18 protein-coding genes are annotated in these 18,144 nt (G+C 68.9%); 9 read left to right on the forward strand and 9 right to left on the reverse strand.

What is annotated here, in order from left to right; translation table 11 throughout:
* The 5 genes from SK571_RS26980 to SK571_RS27000 all read left to right on the forward strand — a co-directional run bounded on the left by SK571_RS26980 (position 1) and on the right by SK571_RS27000 (position 4,738).
* Positions 1-729, forward strand: coding sequence for a GAF and ANTAR domain-containing protein (locus SK571_RS26980; RefSeq protein WP_319986880.1), 729 nt, complete (start codon positions 1-3; stop codon positions 727-729).
* 32 nt (positions 730-761) lie between these two features.
* Positions 762-1,493 (forward strand): GAF and ANTAR domain-containing protein, encoded by a 732-nt coding sequence (locus SK571_RS26985; protein ID WP_319986881.1) that lies wholly within the window; start codon positions 762-764, stop codon positions 1,491-1,493.
* Between the two features lie 197 nt (positions 1,494-1,690).
* Complete coding sequence (locus SK571_RS26990; RefSeq protein WP_319986883.1) at positions 1,691-2,383, forward strand: GAF and ANTAR domain-containing protein; 693 nt, start codon at positions 1,691-1,693, stop codon at positions 2,381-2,383.
* A 178-nt stretch (positions 2,384-2,561) separates the two neighbouring features.
* Positions 2,562-3,158 carry an NADPH-dependent FMN reductase gene (locus tag SK571_RS26995; protein WP_319986885.1) on the forward strand — a complete coding sequence of 199 codons (597 nt, stop codon included), beginning with the start codon at positions 2,562-2,564 and terminating at the stop codon, positions 3,156-3,158.
* A 755-nt stretch (positions 3,159-3,913) separates the two neighbouring features.
* A complete protein-coding gene (locus SK571_RS27000; RefSeq protein ID WP_319986886.1) occupies positions 3,914-4,738 on the forward strand; it encodes an AfsR/SARP family transcriptional regulator in 825 nt (274 codons plus the stop codon).
* On the opposite strand, the gene SK571_RS27005 is transcribed toward SK571_RS27000, so the two are convergent.
* Genes SK571_RS27005 through SK571_RS27015 form a run of 3 tightly spaced genes read right to left on the reverse strand, consistent with a single transcriptional unit; the run spans position 4,699 to position 8,213 of the window.
* A complete protein-coding gene (locus SK571_RS27005; RefSeq protein WP_319986887.1) occupies positions 4,699-5,211 on the reverse strand; it encodes a YceI family protein in 513 nt (170 codons plus the stop codon). The genes SK571_RS27000 and SK571_RS27005 overlap by 40 nt on opposite strands.
* A 25-nt stretch (positions 5,212-5,236) precedes the next feature.
* Positions 5,237-7,069, reverse strand: coding sequence for an asparagine synthase (glutamine-hydrolyzing) (gene asnB / locus SK571_RS27010; protein ID WP_319986888.1), 1,833 nt, complete (start codon positions 7,067-7,069; stop codon positions 5,237-5,239).
* Positions 7,070-7,079: 10 nt separating this feature from the next.
* Entirely contained in the window at positions 7,080-8,213 is a 1,134-nt protein-coding gene (locus SK571_RS27015) for a glycosyltransferase (protein WP_319986889.1), read from the reverse strand.
* 192 nt (positions 8,214-8,405) lie between these two features.
* Between SK571_RS27015 and SK571_RS27020 the strand changes: the two genes are divergently transcribed.
* On the forward strand, positions 8,406-9,872 hold the full coding sequence (locus SK571_RS27020; RefSeq protein ID WP_319986890.1) for an MFS transporter: 1,467 nt from the start codon (positions 8,406-8,408) through the stop codon (positions 9,870-9,872).
* Positions 9,873-9,920: 48 nt separating this feature from the next.
* On the opposite strand, the gene SK571_RS27025 is transcribed toward SK571_RS27020, so the two are convergent.
* Positions 9,921-10,310: a VOC family protein gene (locus tag SK571_RS27025; RefSeq protein ID WP_319986891.1), complete on the reverse strand. Its 390-nt coding sequence runs from the start codon at positions 10,308-10,310 to the stop codon at positions 9,921-9,923.
* Positions 10,311-10,460: 150 nt separating this feature from the next.
* Between SK571_RS27025 and SK571_RS27030 the strand changes: the two genes are divergently transcribed.
* Positions 10,461-11,861 carry an MFS transporter gene (locus SK571_RS27030; protein WP_319986892.1) on the forward strand — a complete coding sequence of 467 codons (1,401 nt, stop codon included), beginning with the start codon at positions 10,461-10,463 and terminating at the stop codon, positions 11,859-11,861.
* Here the strand turns inward: SK571_RS27030 and SK571_RS27035 are convergent.
* From SK571_RS27035 to SK571_RS27055, 5 genes are read right to left on the reverse strand one after another with little or no spacing between them, the layout of a single operon-like run.
* Positions 11,851-12,357, reverse strand: coding sequence for a GNAT family N-acetyltransferase (locus SK571_RS27035; protein WP_319986893.1), 507 nt, complete (start codon positions 12,355-12,357; stop codon positions 11,851-11,853). The genes SK571_RS27030 and SK571_RS27035 overlap by 11 nt on opposite strands.
* A gap of 13 nt (positions 12,358-12,370) precedes the next feature.
* Positions 12,371-12,859 carry a DUF3224 domain-containing protein gene (locus SK571_RS27040; protein WP_319986894.1) on the reverse strand — a complete coding sequence of 163 codons (489 nt, stop codon included), beginning with the start codon at positions 12,857-12,859 and terminating at the stop codon, positions 12,371-12,373.
* On the reverse strand, positions 12,859-13,770 hold the full coding sequence (locus tag SK571_RS27045; RefSeq protein WP_319986895.1) for an LLM class flavin-dependent oxidoreductase: 912 nt from the start codon (positions 13,768-13,770) through the stop codon (positions 12,859-12,861). Before SK571_RS27045 ends, SK571_RS27040 begins: the two co-directional genes overlap by 1 nt.
* Positions 13,767-14,396 carry an antibiotic biosynthesis monooxygenase family protein gene (locus SK571_RS27050; RefSeq protein ID WP_319986896.1) on the reverse strand — a complete coding sequence of 210 codons (630 nt, stop codon included), beginning with the start codon at positions 14,394-14,396 and terminating at the stop codon, positions 13,767-13,769. The genes SK571_RS27045 and SK571_RS27050 overlap by 4 nt, the downstream gene beginning before the upstream one ends.
* A 20-nt stretch (positions 14,397-14,416) precedes the next feature.
* Positions 14,417-15,742, reverse strand: a complete 1,326-nt coding sequence (locus SK571_RS27055; RefSeq protein WP_319986897.1) for an NDP-hexose 2,3-dehydratase family protein — start codon at positions 15,740-15,742, stop codon at positions 14,417-14,419.
* Positions 15,743-16,111: 369 nt separating this feature from the next.
* Between SK571_RS27055 and SK571_RS27060 the strand changes: the two genes are divergently transcribed.
* Together SK571_RS27060 and rfbB are read left to right on the forward strand one after the other, a co-directional pair.
* A complete protein-coding gene (locus SK571_RS27060; RefSeq protein WP_319986898.1) occupies positions 16,112-17,170 on the forward strand; it encodes a glucose-1-phosphate thymidylyltransferase in 1,059 nt (352 codons plus the stop codon).
* Positions 17,170-18,144, forward strand: a complete 975-nt coding sequence (rfbB, locus tag SK571_RS27065) for a dTDP-glucose 4,6-dehydratase (RefSeq protein ID WP_319986899.1) — start codon at positions 17,170-17,172, stop codon at positions 18,142-18,144. The genes SK571_RS27060 and rfbB overlap by 1 nt, the downstream gene beginning before the upstream one ends.

The following is an 18,144-nucleotide window of genomic DNA, read 5'->3' on the forward strand; positions in this document are numbered from 1 at the left end:
GTGAGCGGTGAGCGGCTGGCCAAGGTACTGGGGTACCTCGCCGCCGATTCGGCGGCCCGCGGTGCCAAGGTGTCCAGCGAGTCGGCCTGCGACGCCGGTGTCCGCCTGGCCGAGGTGAGCGGCGTTCAGCTCACGCTGATGAGCGGCCCGGATCGCGGTGAGTCCCGGTACGCCACGGACGAGGTGGGCACCCGGCTCGAGGAACTGCGGTTCACGCTGGGCGAGGGTCCTTGCGCGGACGCGTTCCGCACAGGTCTGCCGGTGCTGGCCGGCGACCTGGACACCGGGCACAACCGCCGGCGGTGGCCGCTGTTCGTGCCAGCGGCACTCGAGATCGGCGCGCGAGCGGTGTTCGCGTTCCCGCTGCGCAGCGGGGCCATCCGGATGGGTCTTCTCGTCCTGCACCGCACGTACCCGAGCTCGATGACCCACGAGCAGATGTCGGACATCCAGGTCCTTGCCGACGTCATCCTGTCGTTGCTGCTGGACGAGCTCATGAGCGTTCAGGTCGAGAACACCGCGCTGCTGGCCGACATGCCGCTGCGCCGCGCCGAGGTCCACCAGGCCACCGGAATGCTGTCCGTGCAGCTGGGAGTCAGCGTGGAGGAGGCTCTGGTGCGGCTGAGGGCGCACGCGTTCGCTGAGGAAAGGCCGGTGATCGACGTCGCGCGCGACGTGGTGGCCCGGCGTCTGCGACTAACCCCGGAAGCACGGCCTGATCCCGCGTGATCGCCCGGCGACCGACCAACAGAGGTGGCACCATGTCAGTGGAGAATATGGCCGAGACGTTCGTGCAGCTTGCCGACACCCTGGTCGCTGACTTCGACTCGGTCGAGTTCATGCACCTCCTGGCAGACCGTTGCGTCGACACCCTGGAGGTCGACGCCGCGGGCATTCTTCTCGCCGACCACCACAGCGAACTGCACGTGGTCGGAGCCTCCAGCGAGCGCACCAGGCTGGTGGAGCTGTTCGAGCTCCAGCACCGTCAGGGTCCGTGCATGGAGTGCTACCTGACGGGCGCACCCGTGACCGTGGCCGACTTCACGGAGCCTCCGCAGCGCTGGCCGGAGTTCTCCGCGGTCGCCGCGGAGGCCGGGTTCCGCGCGGTGCACGCCCTGCCCATGCGGCTGCGGGAACAGACCATCGGCGCGCTGAACCTGTTCACCGCCGCGCCGGGCGCGCTGAGCAGTTCGACCGTCAGGGTGGCGCAGGCGATGGCGGACGTGGCCACGATCGGTCTGCTGCAGGCGAAGCTCCTCAACCAGCAGGAGCTGCTCGCCGAGCAGCTGCAAGGCGCGTTGCAGAGCAGAGTGCTCGTCGAACAGGCCAAAGGTGTGCTCGCCGAGCGCCTGCAGATCGGGATGGGCCGGGCGTTCGAGACACTCCGGCGTTACTCCCGCAGCCACAACCAGAACCTCAGCAAGGTCGCCGAGTCGGTCATCGCCGGCACGGTCGACGTAACGGCATGGGGCGATCCGGGCACGCCCGGCTGACGCACTACGACCTCCGGTGGGCACGCGTCCTCCGAACGGGTTCAGGCGTGCGGCACGACGTGCCGGCTTGGCACTCGGATGGCTCAATCGTGCTCGGGCACGACGTGGAAGCATGGATCGCGAGTGCGCTCGCCCCAGTCCCCGGCGATGACGCCGACGCGAGAACCTGCGAATTGGGGCGTGTTGTGGACCACCGGGTGGCGCAGACCTTCGTCGAGCTGGCGGACACGCTCGTGCTCGGGTTCGACACCATCGACTTCCTGCACACCCTGACCGAACGGTGTGTCGAACTGCTGGACGTGGATGCCGCCGGAATCCTGCTGGCCGACCAGCAGGGCGTGCTGAACCTGGTGGCGGCCTCCACCGAGAAGGCGCGGCTGCTGGAGTTGTTCCAGTTGCAGGAGGACGAAGGTCCGTGCCTGGACTGCTTCGACACCGGTGCACCGGTGGGATGTGACGACCTCGGTGCGGCACCGCAACGCTGGCCCCGGTTCGCGATGGCGGCTCGCGCGCAGGGGTTCGCCGCGATCGACGCCGTGCCGATGCGGTTGCGTGACCAGGTGATCGGCGCGCTCAACCTGTTCCGGACGTCACCGGGACCCCCGCCGGCGGACGTCACCGCGCTGGCGCAGTCGTTCGCGAACGTCGCGGCGATCGGCATCCTCCACGTCCGCGCGCTGTGGCAGAGCGAGATGATCGCCGAACAGGTGCAGAACGCGCTCGACAGCGGCGTCACGATCCAGCAGGCGACGGGCATCCTGACCGTGCGCCTGCAGGTCGACCTCGCGGACGCGCTCTCGTTGTTGCGGACACACGCCCGCAACTCCCACCAGTTGCTGTCCGACGTCGCCCAGCAGGTGATCGACGGACGCCGCAGGTCGACGATCTGACGAGACCGACCTGGGCGTGACCGCACGAGTCTTCGCAGGTGAGAACACCCTTGGCAGCTGCGTGAGCGGTGATCGATGAAGCCTGCCGCAAAGGCTTGACCTGAACCAATGTTCACGTATTAGCGTGGTCGCAGCGGGTAGCCGAGTGGCTACAGCGATATCGCCCAAGGGGAGACCGGTGACCGCAGAACGACCACTGCACCTGGCTTTGATCATCGGCAGCACCAGAGAGGGCAGGTTCGGCACGACCGTGGCCGAATGGGTCCTCGGACACGTCCGGCAACGCGGGGACGTCTCGGTCGACGTGATCGACCTGGCGGAGGTGCCGTTGCCCACCGTGCAGCAGGCCGTCCCGGTGGTGACGGGGGTGTACCCGTCACCGGACGTCCAGGCGTTCGCGCGGCGGATCGGCGCGGCGGACGGGTTCGTCGTGGTGACCCCGGAGTACAACCACGGCTATCCGGCCTCGCTCAAGCTCGCGATCGACTCGGTCTACGTCGAGTGGAACGCCAAGCCGGTCGCGTTCGTGTCCTACGGCGGGCTGGCCGGCGGCTCCCGGGCCGTCGAGCAGCTGCGCCAGGTGTTCGCCGAGCTGCACGCGACCACCATTCGGGAAACCATCTGCTTGGCCATGGCGCACTCGCTGTTCGGCGAGGACGGCAGGTTGCTCGACCCCGACGGCCCGGACCTGGCCGCGAAATCACTGCTCGACCAGCTCACCTGGTGGGCCGGCGCGCTTCGCGACAAGCGTGAGAAGCACGCGTACAACACCTGAACACCGCGCGAATGAACATTTGACAGTTCCGGACGCGACCGGAATGGACTAACCCTCGTCCATTCCGGTCCGCGCCGTAGGCGCAGAACATCTGCCCGTCATTCACGCCCCAGGACGTGGACTGGCTTGCCCTACCACAGGAGATTGTTTGAACGCTTGAATTCGCAACAACACAGTCGGCACGACGACCGGCTCTAACGCGCGCACGAGTCCACGACCTGCGGCGACATGTCTTGAATAGCCCGATACGGGCTTCTTTGGCGACGGCACGGGCGGTTGATAAAGTCACCCGGATGGCCGAATCGCCCGTTTTTTCTTGCCGTTGTCAATGCGGTTCCTGGTAGGCTCTAACCAAGTGAGCATCCTATTGGTCAGCCCCAGGGTGGAAACGCTACCAGCAACACGGGGCGCATCGCATGAGGCAACGGGGGATCCATGGGGTAGACACTTCCTCATCGACGAGCGACGGCCGACTGGCGTAACCGAAGGCGCCAACCGGTCGCGATAATCGGAATCTGGGGTGGGGCTTCGGAATTCTGCAGTGCCTGGGGGGTCTGGGGAATTAATTGGGGCATCTGACCCCGACCAAGTGAATGTCGCCGGTCGTGCCGGCGCGCGCCACGCTGATCCCGTTCCAACGGCGGAACTGGTTGATCCCGTGCGCGCCGGCTCATGCACCGACGCTTCGCTTCGCTCTGCCTTTCACACACCTCAGTTCAGCCATGACAACACATGACTATCAGAAGAGGCTTGTCGTGAAATTCGGCATCTTGGGTCCACTGACCATGCACGACAACGGGGTTTCCTACCTGCCGACCGCCCCGAAGCAACGGCAGCTGCTGGCGCTGTTCCTGCTCAACGCCAACAGGTTCGTCGCCATCGACGCCGCGGTCGAAGAACTGTGGGAGGGCAACCCGCCCCGCACGGTCATCCCGACGCTCCAGACATACGTGCTCCAGATCCGTCGCGCTTTAGCCGCGTCCCCCACCCTCGGTTCGCTCACCGAGGCGCACAAGAGCCTGATCACGGGCAACCGCGGCTACTTCCTCATGGTGCCGCCCCACTCGCTCGACCTGATGGAGTGGGACCAGCTCGTCGCCGAGGGCCGGGAGGCCCAGCGACGGGACGACGACGCCGAGATGGCCAGGAAGTTCCGCCGGGCGCTGAGCCTGTGGCGCGGCCCCGCGCTGGGCGACGTCCAGGCGGGGCCGTTGCTGCGGGCGCACGTCAACCGGTTCGAGGAGGCCCGGTTGTCGGTGACGGAGCAGTGCTTCGAGGCCGAACTGCGGCTCGGGTACCACCACGACATCCTCAGCGAGATCGGTGACGTGGCCGCGCAGCACCCGTTGAACGAGAACCTCCAGGCGATGTACATGCTCGCGCTGTACCGCGCCGGCCGGCAGGTCCGCGCCCTGGAGGTGTTCCGGCACCTGCGCCGCAGCGTTGCCGACGAGCTGGGCGTGGAGCCCTCGGCGCAGCTGCGCCGGTTGCACGAGGCCATCCTGTCCGCCGACGACCGGCTGGAGATGACCACGCACGATCAGCGGTTCGCCACGACGTCCAGGGTCAGCGTGAGATAACGCGCGGTCATGCCCTTGGCCTTGGTGATGCCGAAGGCGTACCGGTCGATCCGGGTCGTCGCGCGGGCGACCAGCTCCTGGTCGTCGCCGCCGACCCGGTGCAGCGCCAAGGAGATCGGCTGGGTCATGCCGCGGACGGTCAGCGTGCCACGCAGGGTGCGCTTCCCGTTCGCGGCCTGGTCGACCCGCTCGCCGCGGAAGACGATCTCGGGATACGTGTCCACGTCGAGGAAGTCGGCCGAACGCACGTGCGCGTCACGCTCGGCGTTGGCGCTGTCGAAGCTGCCCGCCGCCACCACCGCGTCCACTGTGGACGCGGTGGTGGGCTCGGCGACCGAGATCTTGCCGTGGCCGACCCGGAACGTGCCGCGGACCCGCAGCAGCCCGTAGATCGCCCTGGTGGTGAACGAGATCACCGACCGGTCGGGGTCGATCAGGTACTCGCCCTTGGCCGGTTCGCCAGTGACTGACATCGGAACACCGTCCTCACCTCGGTCGTCAGTCCTCATCGGACAGAACGAGCCGCACGTCGTACTCGGTCATCCACGTGTTGAACTCGATCAGTCGTTCCAGCACGGCCCTGGCCGCCCAGGGGCCGCCCATCACGTAGGCGCCGTCCGGCCGCGCGAGCAGCCGGCGGATGCCCTCCTCGGACACGAGCTGGAGCACCGGCGAATCGGGCGTGCAGAGCTTCTCGACCTGTTCGCGCAGCGCCACCTCGTACTTGTCGTCCTGTGTGGACGGATACGGGTTCTTCTTGCGGTCGAGCACGCTGTCCGGCAGCACACCGCGCATGGCCGCACGCAGCAGGCTCTTCTCCCTGCCGTCGAAGTTCTTCATCGCCCACGGCGTGTTGAAGACGTACTCGACGAGCCGGTGGTCGCAGAACGGGACCCGCACCTCGAGACCGACGGCCATGCTGATCCGGTCCTTGCGGTCCAGCAGGAAATTCTCCCACCGCGTGAGGTTCAGGTAGCCGACCTCGCGCATCCGGGCCTCGGCCCCGGTCTCCCCCGCCAGCCTCGGCACCTCGGCCATCGCCTCGTCGTACCGGTGCCGGACGTACTCGCCCAGCCCGAGCCGGTCCCACAGGCCGACCTCCTTGAGCGCGCCGATGCCGCCGGCCTTCTCGAACGGGTGGTGCCAGGGGAAGGAGCCGTTGTTCACCGCGTCCTGGTCGTGGAACCAGGTGTAGCCGCCGAACAGCTCGTCGGCCGCCTCACCGGACAACGCGACGGTCACCCGTTCGCGGACCGCGCGGCACAGCAGGTAGAGCGAGTACTCCATGTCGCCGGTCGAGATCGGCAGGTCCTGCGCGACGAGCGTCGCCCGGCGCACCGACGGGTCGAGGATGTCGTCGTTGTCGAGCATGATCGTGACGTGCTCGGCGCCGACGTGCTTCGCCACCTCGATGGCGAACGGCGTGTCCGGGTCCTCCCACTGCACGTTGGCCTCGAACCGGTCGTCGTGCCCGGCGAAGTCCACCGAGAACGCGGGCAGCTCCCCCGTCCTGCGGGCGGCCAGCGCGGTGACGGCGCTGGAGTCGAGCCCTCCGGACAGCAGGGTTCCCACAGGAACGTCCGCGAACAGCTGGCGTTCCACGATGTCCTCGAGCAGCGCGCGGACGTTCGCGATCGTGGTGTCGAGGTCGTCGGTGTGCTCGCGGCTCTCCAGCCGCCAGTACCGGCGTTTCGTCAGCCCGTCGCGGTTGACGCGGACGACCGAACCGGGGCGGACCTCGTACATGCCGCGGAAGATCGCGTGCCCCGGCGTCTTGACGATGGTGAACATCTCGCACAGGCCGTCGCGGTCGACGACGGCCTCGGCGTCGGGGTGCCGGAGGATCGCCTTGGGCTCCGAGCCGAACAGCACGCCGCCGGCGGTCGGGTAGTAGTAGAGCGGCTTGATGCCGATCCGGTCGCGGACCAGCAGCAGCTCCTCGGTCCTGGTGTCCCAGATGGCGAAGGCGTACATGCCGTTGAGCCGGTCGACGAAGTCCTCGCCCCACTCCAGGTACGCGCGCAGCACCACCTCGGTGTCGCTCGTGGTGCCGAAGGAGTGGCCGAGTCCGCGCAGTTCGTCGCGCAGCTCGCGGAAGTTGTAGACCTCGCCGCTGTAGGTGATCACGGCCTCGTCGGCGGCCATCGGCTGCTGACCGGTCTCCAGGTCGATGATGGACAGCCGGCGGTGGCCGAGCACGGCGTGCTCGCCGATCCACTCGCCCGACGCGTCGGGGCCGCGGCAGGCCATGGTCTGCGTCAGGGCGTCCGCCAGCTCGCCCTGACCCGTCAGGTCCTGGCGGTAGTCGACCCATCCGGTGATTCCGCACATGTTCGAACTCCTAGACGAGTTCCTCGACGATGGCGAGCACGTCGACGGGCAGGGGCTGGGAGCGGATCTCGTCGGCGACGACCCGCGCGCGTTCGGTGTACGACGGGTTCTCCAGCAGTTCCTGGCAACCGGAGACGACCGCGTCGAGCGTGTCCTCGCCGGGCATCAGCATGAGAGACGCGCCGAAGTCGGTGAGCCGCTGCGACGGCGCGACGGACGAGGGCATGTTCGGGATGAGCAGCTGCGGCAGCCCGGCCGCCATGACGAGCAGCGACGTGCCGCCACCCGCGTGGTGCACGAACAGGTCGCACGTGCGCGCCACGACGTCGAGCGGGAGCCAGCCGGCGTGCACGTTGTCGAGCCCGGCGGTCAGGTCCCTGGCGACGTCCTCCGGCGCGGCGACGATGAGTTCCGCGCCGAGCGGGGCGACCTTGCCGGCCAGGTCGCGCAGGAAGTCGAAGTACTGGTCCTTGGTGACGCGGCAGCCCGCGGTCACGCAGATCCGGCGACGCTCCGGCCGGGTGTACATCCACGGTTCGAGCGTCCTCTGCGGACTCGACGCCACGTACCGCATGTGCTGCAGGTTGGCCGGTGCCGGGCCGGGTGGCAGCAGACTGGGCGGGCAGAGCTCGACGTGCAGGTCCGCGACCGGGAACCCGTCCAGGCCGAGTTCACGGAACTCCGGCTCCAGTTCCTCGGCGGCGCCCAGGTCGGCCTCCGGCGGCTCGCCGCTGTCCCAGGTGTGCCGCACGTACGGCACGCCGAGCCGCTTGGCGAGCAACGGGGCGACGAACGCGAGCTGGCCGCCCACGACGAGGTCCGGCCGCCACGACCGGGCCAGGTCGAGCAGCGGTTCCATGCTCGCGCGCGCCAGCCGGCCGAAGCCGCGGCCGATGAAGAGCTTCCAGTCCTCGGGGTCCGGCGGCCATTCCAGAGAATTGCCGTGCTTGTCGTTGGTGAAGAAGTCGAGCATCGTCAGCGGACTCACCGACAACGCGGGCAGCCCGGCTCCGGATATCGACGAAGTGATTCCTTCGGTCCCCGCCATCAACACCTCGTGGCCCGCGTTGCGTGCGGCGGTCGCCAGCGGCACCAGCGGGAAAACCGTTGCCGGACTTCCGCCGGCGAGGAACAGAATTCGCATGAGACCCACGCTAACGGGCTGACTTCGGGGCGAGATCGAGGCGAACAAAAGCCCGCACAGTGGTTGCATAAAGGCGCTTGAACGTCGTGTCGGGTCGCGTTAGCTTGAGAACGCCGGCCAGAATTCCGGCCCGAAATCCACCGTCTTCGCCGAATTCACGGCGGGCGTTTTCCTCCTGCCTAGGAGAGCCGTATGAGTGCTGTTCCCGACACGTTGACCAGGCGGTCGAGCCCCGCTCTCACCCTGGCGGTCGTGCTCGTGGGTGTGTTCGCCGTGGCCATGTCGATCTCGGGCGCCGGTGTCGCGGTGCCCCGGATCGGCGCCGAGCTCGACGCGAGCGGTGCCGCGCTGCAGTGGGTGATCTCCGCGTACAACCTGGCGCTGTCCGCGTTCACCCTGGTGTGCGGGTCGTTGTCGGACCTGTTCGGCCGCAAGCGGGTGTTCGTGCTCACGACGATGTTGTTCGCCGGCGGTTCGCTGGTGTGCGCGCTGGCGCAGGACATCGTGGTGCTGGACCTCGCGCGGGCGGTGGCCGGCATCGGCGCGGGCGGCGTGATGGCCAGTGGTGGCGCGATCCTCGCCGTCACGTTCGACGGCAGCGCCAGGACGAAGGCGTTCGCGGCCATGGGAACCACGGGCGGCGCGGGCGTGGTGACCGGCCCGTTCCTGTCCGGGTGGCTCGTCACCGAGCTGGGCTGGCGCGCCAGCTTCGTGTCGTACGTGGTCATCGGCGTGGCGATCCTGCTGGGCACGTTGTTCGTGGCCGAGTCGCGGTCGGCGGAACGGCCGAAGGTGGACCGGGCGGGTGTGGTCACGTTCGTGCTCGGTCTCGGCCTGCTGATGTTCGGCCTGATCCAGAGTCCGCAGGGCGGCTGGGGCGGCACGTTCGGGCTCGTCGCGGGCGTGGTGCTGCTGGTGGTGTTCGTGGTGGTCGAGCGCAGGCAGGCGTTCCCGGTGCTCGACCTCTCCCTGGTGCGCAACGCGAAGTTCATCGGCTGGTGCCTGGGAACGGTGTCCACCTCGGTCGGGTTCGTGGGCATCCTGGTGTTCCTGCCCACCTACTTCCAGGGCGTGGACGGTGCCACCGCCCAGGAAGCGGGCCTGACCATGCTGATGCTCACGCTGCCCATCCTGGTGATCCCGATGGCCGGCGGCTGGCTCGTGAACCACGGCGTGTCCGCGCGCTGGCTGATGACCTCCGCGCTGCTGCTGGTGGCGGGCGGCAACGCGTGGCTGACCGTGCTGCACCCCGGCATCGGCGTGAGCGAGCTGATCGGGCCGCTGCTGTCGGTCGGCATCGGGCTGGGCATCTCCTTCGGCATCACCGACGCGCAGGCGATGAACCAGGTCGACCCGGCGCGGCTGGGCATGGCCGCGGGCTTCCTCAACACGATCCGCAACGCCGGTGAGGCGCTGGTGATCGCCGTGTTCGGCACCGCGCTCATCGCGTTGATCCAGACCAGGGTCGGGTCCGCCGAGCTGGCGAACGAGATCGCCGCCGGCGAGCTCACCGGCGGGGACCCCGCGGTGCTGGCCGAGCAGTTCACCGATGCCTGGCGGGTGGCGTTGTGGATCGTCGCCGGCATCTGCCTGGTGGCGGCGGTGGTGGTGCACACGCTGCTCGGGACGCGCAGGACCGTTGCGCACGAACGGGTCTGACACGCGGAAGGGACGAGGCCGGCAGCCGGCCTCGTCCCTTCCGTCGTACTACTGGGGCAGGGTGGCGTAGACGTCGACCTCGTTGCCGTCCGGGTCGCTCACCGAGGCGTACCGCTGACCCCAGAAGGTGTCCCACGGCGGCCTGGTGACCACCGCACCGCCCGCGGCGAGCTCCGCCACGACCTCGTCGACAGCCTCTGGAGAGTCCACTTGGAACGCCAGGCTGACGCGGGAGCTGCCGGTCGCGCGGGTCCAGTCCGGCGTGAAGGACCTGATCGCCGCCTCGGTGTCGAGGGTCAGCTTCACCGCCCCGGCCAGCTCGCACTCCCGGTGGTTGTCGTCGTCATCGCCGAACTTCAGGCCCAGTCGCTCGTAGAACGCCGCGGCCGCTGCCATGTCGGCGACGACCAGGCCGATGGTGGTGAACGTCGGTGTCATGGTCACGACGCTAGGGCCGGCACACAGGGGCTTGATCGAGGCTCGACAGGGGCTTGACCTGAACAATGGTTGAGGTTGCACGCTGGAGACGCAACGGGCTTCATCCGCGTCCCGCATGCCCAGGCACTACCGCGTTGAACAAGGGGAAACGTGCGAAACAACCCGGCAGTCGTCCTCGTGGCCGTCCTGCTCTCCAGCCTCTCGCTACCGATCACGCTGACCGGCGCGTCGGTGGCGTTGCCCGACATCGCCACCGACCTGAACGCCGACCTGCCCGCCGTGCAGTGGGTGGTGAACGGCTACATCGCCTGCTTCGCGAGCTTCATGCTGGCCACCGGGTCGATGGCCGACATGTTCGGCCGGCGGCGGGTGTTCGCCACCGGTGTCTCCATCTTCGCCGCCGGTGGCGTGCTGAGCGCGCTGTCGTGGAACGTCGTGATGCTCGACGTCCTGCGCGTGCTCGCCGGCATCGGCGCGGCCGCCGCGGCCGCCAGTTCGGCCGCCATCCTCGCGTCCGCCTTCACCGGCAGGGCCCGGATTCGGGCCTTCAGCTACTTCGGCACGGCGCTGGGCGTGGGCCTCGCGTTCGGGCCGACCGTCGCCGGCCTGCTCGTCGAGGGCTTCGGGTGGCGGGCCGTGTTCGCCGGGCCCGCGCTCGCGTGCGTGATCGTGCTCTGCCTCGTCCCGATGCTGCCGGAGTCGAAGGAACCGGGCTCCCGCAAGGTCGACTGGGCCGGGACGGCGACGTTCACGCTCGCGTTGCTGCTGCTGATCGCCGCGTTCGTGCAGGGACCGGCGTGGGGCTGGGCGTCGCCCGCGGTGCTCGTCGCGTTCGCCGGGTCGGTCGTGCTGCTGGCGGCGTTCGTCGTCGTGGAACGGCGCCAGGCCCAGCCGATGTTCGACCTCGCCCTGCTGCGCAACGGCAAGTTCATCGGGATCTCGCTGGCCGGCGCGATGATCGTGTCGGTGCCGTTGCCGCTGATCGTGTACCTGCCGTCCTACTTCACCAAGGTGCTGGGCATGTCCACGGGTGAGGCGGGCGTCGTGCTGGTGCTGCTGACCGGGCTGACGCTGCTGCTGCCGCCGGTGGCGCCGCTGGTCACCAAGGTCGTTCCCCCGCAGGGGGTCGTGGTGCTCGCGGTCGCCCTGGTCGGCGTCGGCGCGGCCTGGCTGACCGTGATCGGGCCGGGGTCGTCGGTGCTGTCGATCGCGGGACCGCTGCTCGTCATCGGTGCCGGGTTCGGAATCTCGACCGGGTTGATCGACGGGGTCGCGATCGGCAGCGTGGATCCCGCGCGTGCCGGGACCGGCGCCGGGATGTTCAACACGGTGCGCCTCGCGCTGGAGACCATCGCCATCGCCGTCGCGGGCGCCGTGCTGGCCACGATGACCGGCGGCAGGCTCGCGGAACCCGGTTACACCAGCGGCCTGCACGTCGTGCTGTGGTGGATGGCCGGTCTCGCCGGGGTTCTGGCGCTGGTGCTGGTGAAGGTGCTGCTGCGCCGCACTGACGACACGGCACAGCAGCACCCGGAACGCTCTACGGTGTGACGAGCTCCCGCTCGCGGGTTTCGGTCTTGAACAACCGGAACCCGCGAGCTTCATAACTGGCCTTCGCGTACGGGTGGTCGTGCGAGGACGTCCGCAGCCACACCCTCGTCGCACCCGCCTCCCACGCCGTCCGCGTGACGACGGTCAGGAAGTGGCCGCCCAGCCCGCGGCCGGTGAACTCCGGTGCCAGGCCGAAGAAGTCGATCTCGACGTCCCCGCCGGGGTCGAAGCACAGCAACGCGAACCCGGCGTCGGCGCCGTCGATCCGCGGCACCCACGTCCGCACCCCGGGCCGGTCCAGGGACTCCCGCCACTTCTCGGCCGTCCAGGCGAGCGACATCCAGCCGTACGGGCCGGCCACGCGGTCGTGGACGGCCCTGATCGTGTCCACATCGGACACTTCTCGCAACTCGACCTCGGCGCCGCGGTCCCGCGCCGGGCGCAGTTCCTCCGGCGACTTCATCTCCAGGTAGCTGACGACGTCCTCGACGAGCACGTGTCCTCCGCTCTCACTCGAAGTAGTAGCCGAGGCGGTACTTGGCGACGAACTCCTCGCCGATCTTCTCCGCCGTCTCGGTGCCCTTGCCGCGCAGGCCTTTCAGCTCGCCGCTGCCGGAGCCCGGCACGATCGTCCAGACGCTCGACACGTTCTTCCCGTCGAACGAACCGGCCGTCTCGATGACGAACCCACCGGACTTGCCGGCCAGCGTGCCCTGCACGTGGATGAACCCGGTGTCCCGGGTGGACCCGTCGGCGCGGCTGAACAGCTCCGCCTCGGCGGTGGCGTGACCCTGGATGTCACCGTGGAAGCGGTCCACGATGCTCAGGTGGCTCAGGCTCGCGCCGTCCGGCAGCTGCTTGTACGGGGTGCTCGTGTAGCTGGTGACGTCGAAGCCGCCCTCCGCGTACCGGACGGCCGGACCTCCCGCCGCGGCGGAACCGGACAGGGTGAGCATGATCGCCACCGGAACCAGCGCCAGGGACTTCATCGCGCGCATCAGGACTCCTCGCCTTCCTGCAGCAGGGACCTGGCCTCGGCGAGCAGTTCGCACTGCCGCCGCCACGAACCGCCGAACGGCACCAGGATCGCGTGCTCGGCGCCGAGCTCGGCGTGTTCGGCCAGCCGTTCGGCGACCTCGGCCGGCTTGCCGCCGAGCACGACCGCGTCGGCGTGGTCACGGGGGAAGCCGAAGCCGCCTGCGCACAGGTCGACCAGCGCCTCGCGGCTCATCCCGCCGACGTGCGCGTCGAGCGTCGCGAAGATGGACACGCCGGTGCGGACGGTGGGGCGCCCAGCCTGTTCGGTCAGCTCGCGCAGGGTGGCCTGCCCGGCCCTGATCTGGTCCGGGGTGACCGCAGCGGGCAGCCAGCCGTCACCGAAGGCGGCAGCGCGTTTCAACGCGGCCGGCGAGCCACCGCCCACCCACACCGGGGGCATCGGCGCCGGCGGTGTGAGCGTGACCGGGGCGCCGTCCACGTCGGGCAGCGCGACCGTCTCCCCCGCCAGCAGAGCGGGCAGGACGCGCAGCGCGTCGTCGGTCCGCCTGCCCCGGTCGGCCAGGGACATCCCGGCGGACGCCCACTCCTCGTGCGGGTGACCACCGACGCCGACGCCGAGGTTGACGCGGTTGTGCGAGATGGTCTGCAGGGTCCCGACCTGCTTGGCGATCCACGCCAGGCGGCGCAGGGCCAGCTGCAGGACGGCGAACCCGACCTCGATCCGCTCGGTGACGGCGGCGGCCGCGGTGAGCGTCAGCACGCTGTCCAGGATCGGGGTGTCCCAGGCGAGGTGGTCGCTGACCCAGAACGAGTCCAGGCCGAGGTCCTCGACGAACCGCGCCACCGCGACGGGATCGGCGACCGTGCCGTCGTCCTCGGTGAACGTGGTGTGGCTGACGCCGACCTTCACTTGTCCCCCCGCACGACGCACTCGTGGTTCTCGATCTCGATCTTGTCGTTGACCTGCGCGAAGATCGCGGTCAGCTCGTCCAGCTCGTCCAGGGCGCGGTAGGCCTCGACGTCGGTCCACTCGGCGATGCTGAAGTACACGTCCGGCTCGGTCGTCGAGCGGACCAGCTTGTGCCGGATGTGACCGGGCCGGCGGGCCATGTAGTCGCTGCCCTCCCGGTACACCCGCTCGTACTCCTCGGGGGAGATGCCGGTGACGGAGATCCGGTTGACGCACACCATCGCGCCGGTCGGGTGGTCGGGCAGGGTGTTCTCCGCGTACACCACCTCGGGCTTGTGGTGCTCGACCGTGATCTTGTCACCGTCCGCCGCGTCCGGGTCGTTCAGCGAGATCACCTGGTCGAAGATCGCCACGAGCTCGTCGATGCCGGCCAGCGCGGTGTAGTGCTCGACGCTCTCCCACAACGCGACCGCGAAGTACGTGCCGGGGTGGTTCTCCGAGCGCAGGAACAGCTGGCTGATGTGGCCGGGCTGGGTGGCCATGTAGTCGCTGGCCTGCTTGTAGACCCGCTCGTACTCGTCGGCCGGGCAGCCGGTCACGTTCACTTTGTTCAGGCTGATCATCATGGTGTTTCCTCGAGTGGGTTTCAGGTGAACAACAGGCAGGCCAGCAGGTTGCGCGCCTCGACGTTGACGTAGTTGCCGTACCGGGCCAGCTCGGCGAGCTGCGACAGGGTCATCCAGGCGAAGTCCGGCCCGGTCTCCTCCGGGAGGTCCGGACCCGCCTCGACGACGAGGTAGCGGTTCTCCGCCTGGTAGAACCGGCCGCCCTCCTCGGAGTGCAGCGCGTCGAACAGGACCCGCTCGCGACCGGCGGACAGCACGTAGTCCAGAAAGGACGGTCGCCGGTCCGGCGGGGTGTCCTCGTAGTTGCCGGGCGCGCACTGCACGGTCGGCGCCATCTCGACCACGTCGTGCGTGCCGGCCTGGGTGTGGGCGTGCACGAGGACGCGGGGCTCGTCGCCGTCGTGCCGCGTCACGAACGCGACCACGCCGGGGTGACGCGGTTCGATCATCGGCTGGGACCAGCCGGCGACCTCCCGGCCGGCGCCCTTCACGTCCACGCCGACGATGGCGAAGTAGGCGTCGTTCTCGTGGACGATCCGCTCCGGCGAGATGATCCAGTTCTTCACGTTCGTCAGCGGGATGCGCTGGCGGGTGAGCTGGTAGCGCGACTTGGCCTCGGTGAACCAGCTCAGCAGTTCCGACAGCTGGTCCCGGTCGATGGCGGCGTCGCGGCCCCAGTGGGTCTCGGCGAGCGGCCACCCGGCGAGGACGGTGCGCGAGTCCATGTTGACGACGTGGTCCCAGCGCAACAGCTCACCGAGCTGCGCCGCCGTGAGCCAGCAGAAGTCCTCCAGGACCTCGACGTCGTCGGTGATCTCGATGATCATGTTGCGGTTGCGCTTGTGCAGGAACCACGAACCCTGCTCGGACTGCAGCACGTCGGACAGGATCCGGCCGCGCCGGGGCGCCTGGAAGTACTCCAGGTAGGGAACCGCTTTTCCCTTGTGCACCCGCGTGTAGTTGCTGCGGGTGGCCTGCACGGTCGGGGAAAGCTGCAACAGCCCGATGTTCCCCGGTTCGACCTTCGCCTGCATCAGGAAATGCGGGACGCCGTGGAACCGCTTCACCAGAATGCCGAGGATCCCGGACTCCGGCTGGATGATGATGGGCTGGGTCCACGAGCTGACGGACGCGTGGTCGGTGCTGATCTCCAGCCCGTCCACCGCGAAGAACTTCCCGCTGTGGTGCTGGATCGTGCCCGTGCCCTGCTGGATGTGCCAGCCGTCGAGCTGGTCCAGACGGGCGCGGGTCACCGAACAGGCGCTCGCGGCCCTGCGCTCGGCGAACCATTCGTGGAAATCCGCTATTCGCTGGAACACAAGGGTTTCCTCCGTCAGATCGTCCACTCGACGGCACGCCGGGGCGGCCGCGACCACGTGTCTCCCAGCATCGGCCACGGAGTTAGTGGGACGAGAACGAGTTGCTAGAGGCGAGCTAGTGGCGTGGCTCGGACCGTTGCCGGTGCATTCGTGGTCAGACGGGTGCATCGTGGTGCCGCCTCCACGTCCTCGTACTGGTTGTACGGGGGCGTGAGGGCGGTGCCGCGAGGTGCCCTGCTGAGCGCGGATGCACCGCCAGCGTTCTGAGTCACGCCACTGGATTCGGATTCTCCGGCCGTTTTCCTGGCGAGCCTTTAAGTCGCCTCGAACTGCCCGCGTTGCGCCTCGTGCATCGTGAGTTCCGGTAACCACATGCGAAGAGCGAAAGGGTCACCGATGAAAGCGCTGGTGCTGTCCGGAGGGTTGGGCACGCGACTGCGTCCGTTCACCCACTCCATGGCCAAGCAGCTGGTCCCGGTCGCCAACAAACCGGTTCTCCAGCACTGTCTAGAGAACATCCGGCAGATCGGCGTCGAGGAGGTCGGCGTGGTCGTCGGCGACCGGGCGGCCGACATCCGGGCCGCCATCGGCGACGGTTCCGACCTGGGTCTGCGCGTGACGTACATCCACCAGGAACAACCGCTCGGCCTCGCGCACTGCGTCCAGGTCGCCCAGGACTTCCTCGGCGACGACGACTTCGTGATGTACCTGGGCGACAACGTGCTCGCCGACGGGATCACCGCGGCGGCGGCCACGTTCGAGCAGCGCCGCCCCGACGCGCAGCTGCTCGTGGTGAAGGTTCCGGACCCGCGGCAGTACGGCGTCGCCGTGATCGACCGCGACCACGTGGTCCGCGCGCTGGCCGAGAAACCGGCCGTGCCCCGCAGCGACCTGGCGATCGTCGGCGTGTACTTCTTCACCGCGGCCATCCACGACGCCGTGCGCGACCTGCGCCCGAGCGCGCGTGGCGAGCTGGAGATCACCGACGCCCTCCAGGTCATGGTGGACGGCGGAAAGCTGGTGACCGCCGAGGAGTACACCGGCTACTGGAAGGACACCGGCAGCGCCGACGAACTGCTGGAGTGCAACCGCGCGCTGCTGGAACGGATCACGCCCGCCGTGCACGGCGACGTCGACGCCGAGTCCACGACGTTCGGCACCGTGGTGGTCGAAGCCGGCGCCGTGGTCACCCGGTCCCGGCTGGTCGGACCGCTGGTGGTGGGCGCGGGCAGTGTGATCACCGGCAGCTACCTCGGCCCGTCGACCTCCGTGGGCAACGGGTGCGTGGTGACCGACTCGCACGTCGAGGACTCGATCCTGCTGGAGGGCTCGGACGTCAACGGCGTGCGCGAGCTCCGCGGCTCGATCATCGGCAGGTGGGCGCGGGTGTCGGCCACCGGCGAGCAGCACAGCCTCGTCATCGGGGACCACGCCTCGGCCGAGGTGGCGGCCTGATGCGGATCCTGGTCACGGGTGCGGCCGGGTTCATCGGCTCGCACTACGTGCGCACCCTGCTCGACGACGGTTATCCCGGCTGCGAGGGCGCCGAGGTCACCGTCGTGGACAAGCTGACCTATGCCGGCTCGACCGCCAACCTGCCGATGGACCACCCGCGGCTCACGTTCGTCGTCGGGGACATCTGCGACGGCCCGATGCTGGCCCGCGTGATGGCCGGCCACGAAGCCGTCGTCCACTTCGCGGCGGAGTCGCATGTGGACCGTTCGATCGACGGGCCGCTGGCGTTCATGCGGACCAACGTGGAAGGCACGCAAAGTGTTCTGACGGCGGCAAAAGCGGCGGGCGTGCGGACCGTCGTGCACGTGTCCACGGACGAGGTGTACGGCTCGATCGGCACCGGCCGGTGGACCGAGGCCGAGCCGGTGGCACCCAACTCGCCTTATGCCGCCTCGAAGGCGGCCTCCGACCTGGTGGCACTGGCGTACTGGCGGACCCACGGCCTCGACGTCCGGATCACCCGCTGCTCCAACAACTACGGGCCGTACCAGCACGTCGAGAAGCTCATCCCCCGGTTCGTCACCAACCTGCTCTCCGGTGAGCCCGTGCCGCTCTACGGCGAGGGCGTGAACGTCCGCGAGTGGCTGCACGTCGACGACCACTGCCGGGCCGTGCACCTGGTGCTGACGAACGGCCGGGCGGGCGAGGTCTACAACGTGGGCGGCGGCACGGAGTTGTCGAACAAGGAGATGACCGCGCGGCTGCTCGACCTGTGCGGCGCGGACTGGCGCATGGTGCGGCACGTCGAGGACCGCCTGGGCCACGACCTGCGCTACGCCATCGACGACTCGAAGATCCGGTCGGAGCTGGGATACGCCCCCCGATGGTCATTCGACGACGGACTGAGCGGTGTCGTCCGGTGGTACCGGGAGAACCCGGGCTGGTGGAAGCCGCTCCTGCGGACAACAAGGTGA

The sequence above is a fragment of the Lentzea kristufekii genome, assembly GCF_033949925.1.
Lineage (GTDB): Bacteria > Actinomycetota > Actinomycetes > Mycobacteriales > Pseudonocardiaceae > Lentzea > Lentzea kristufekii.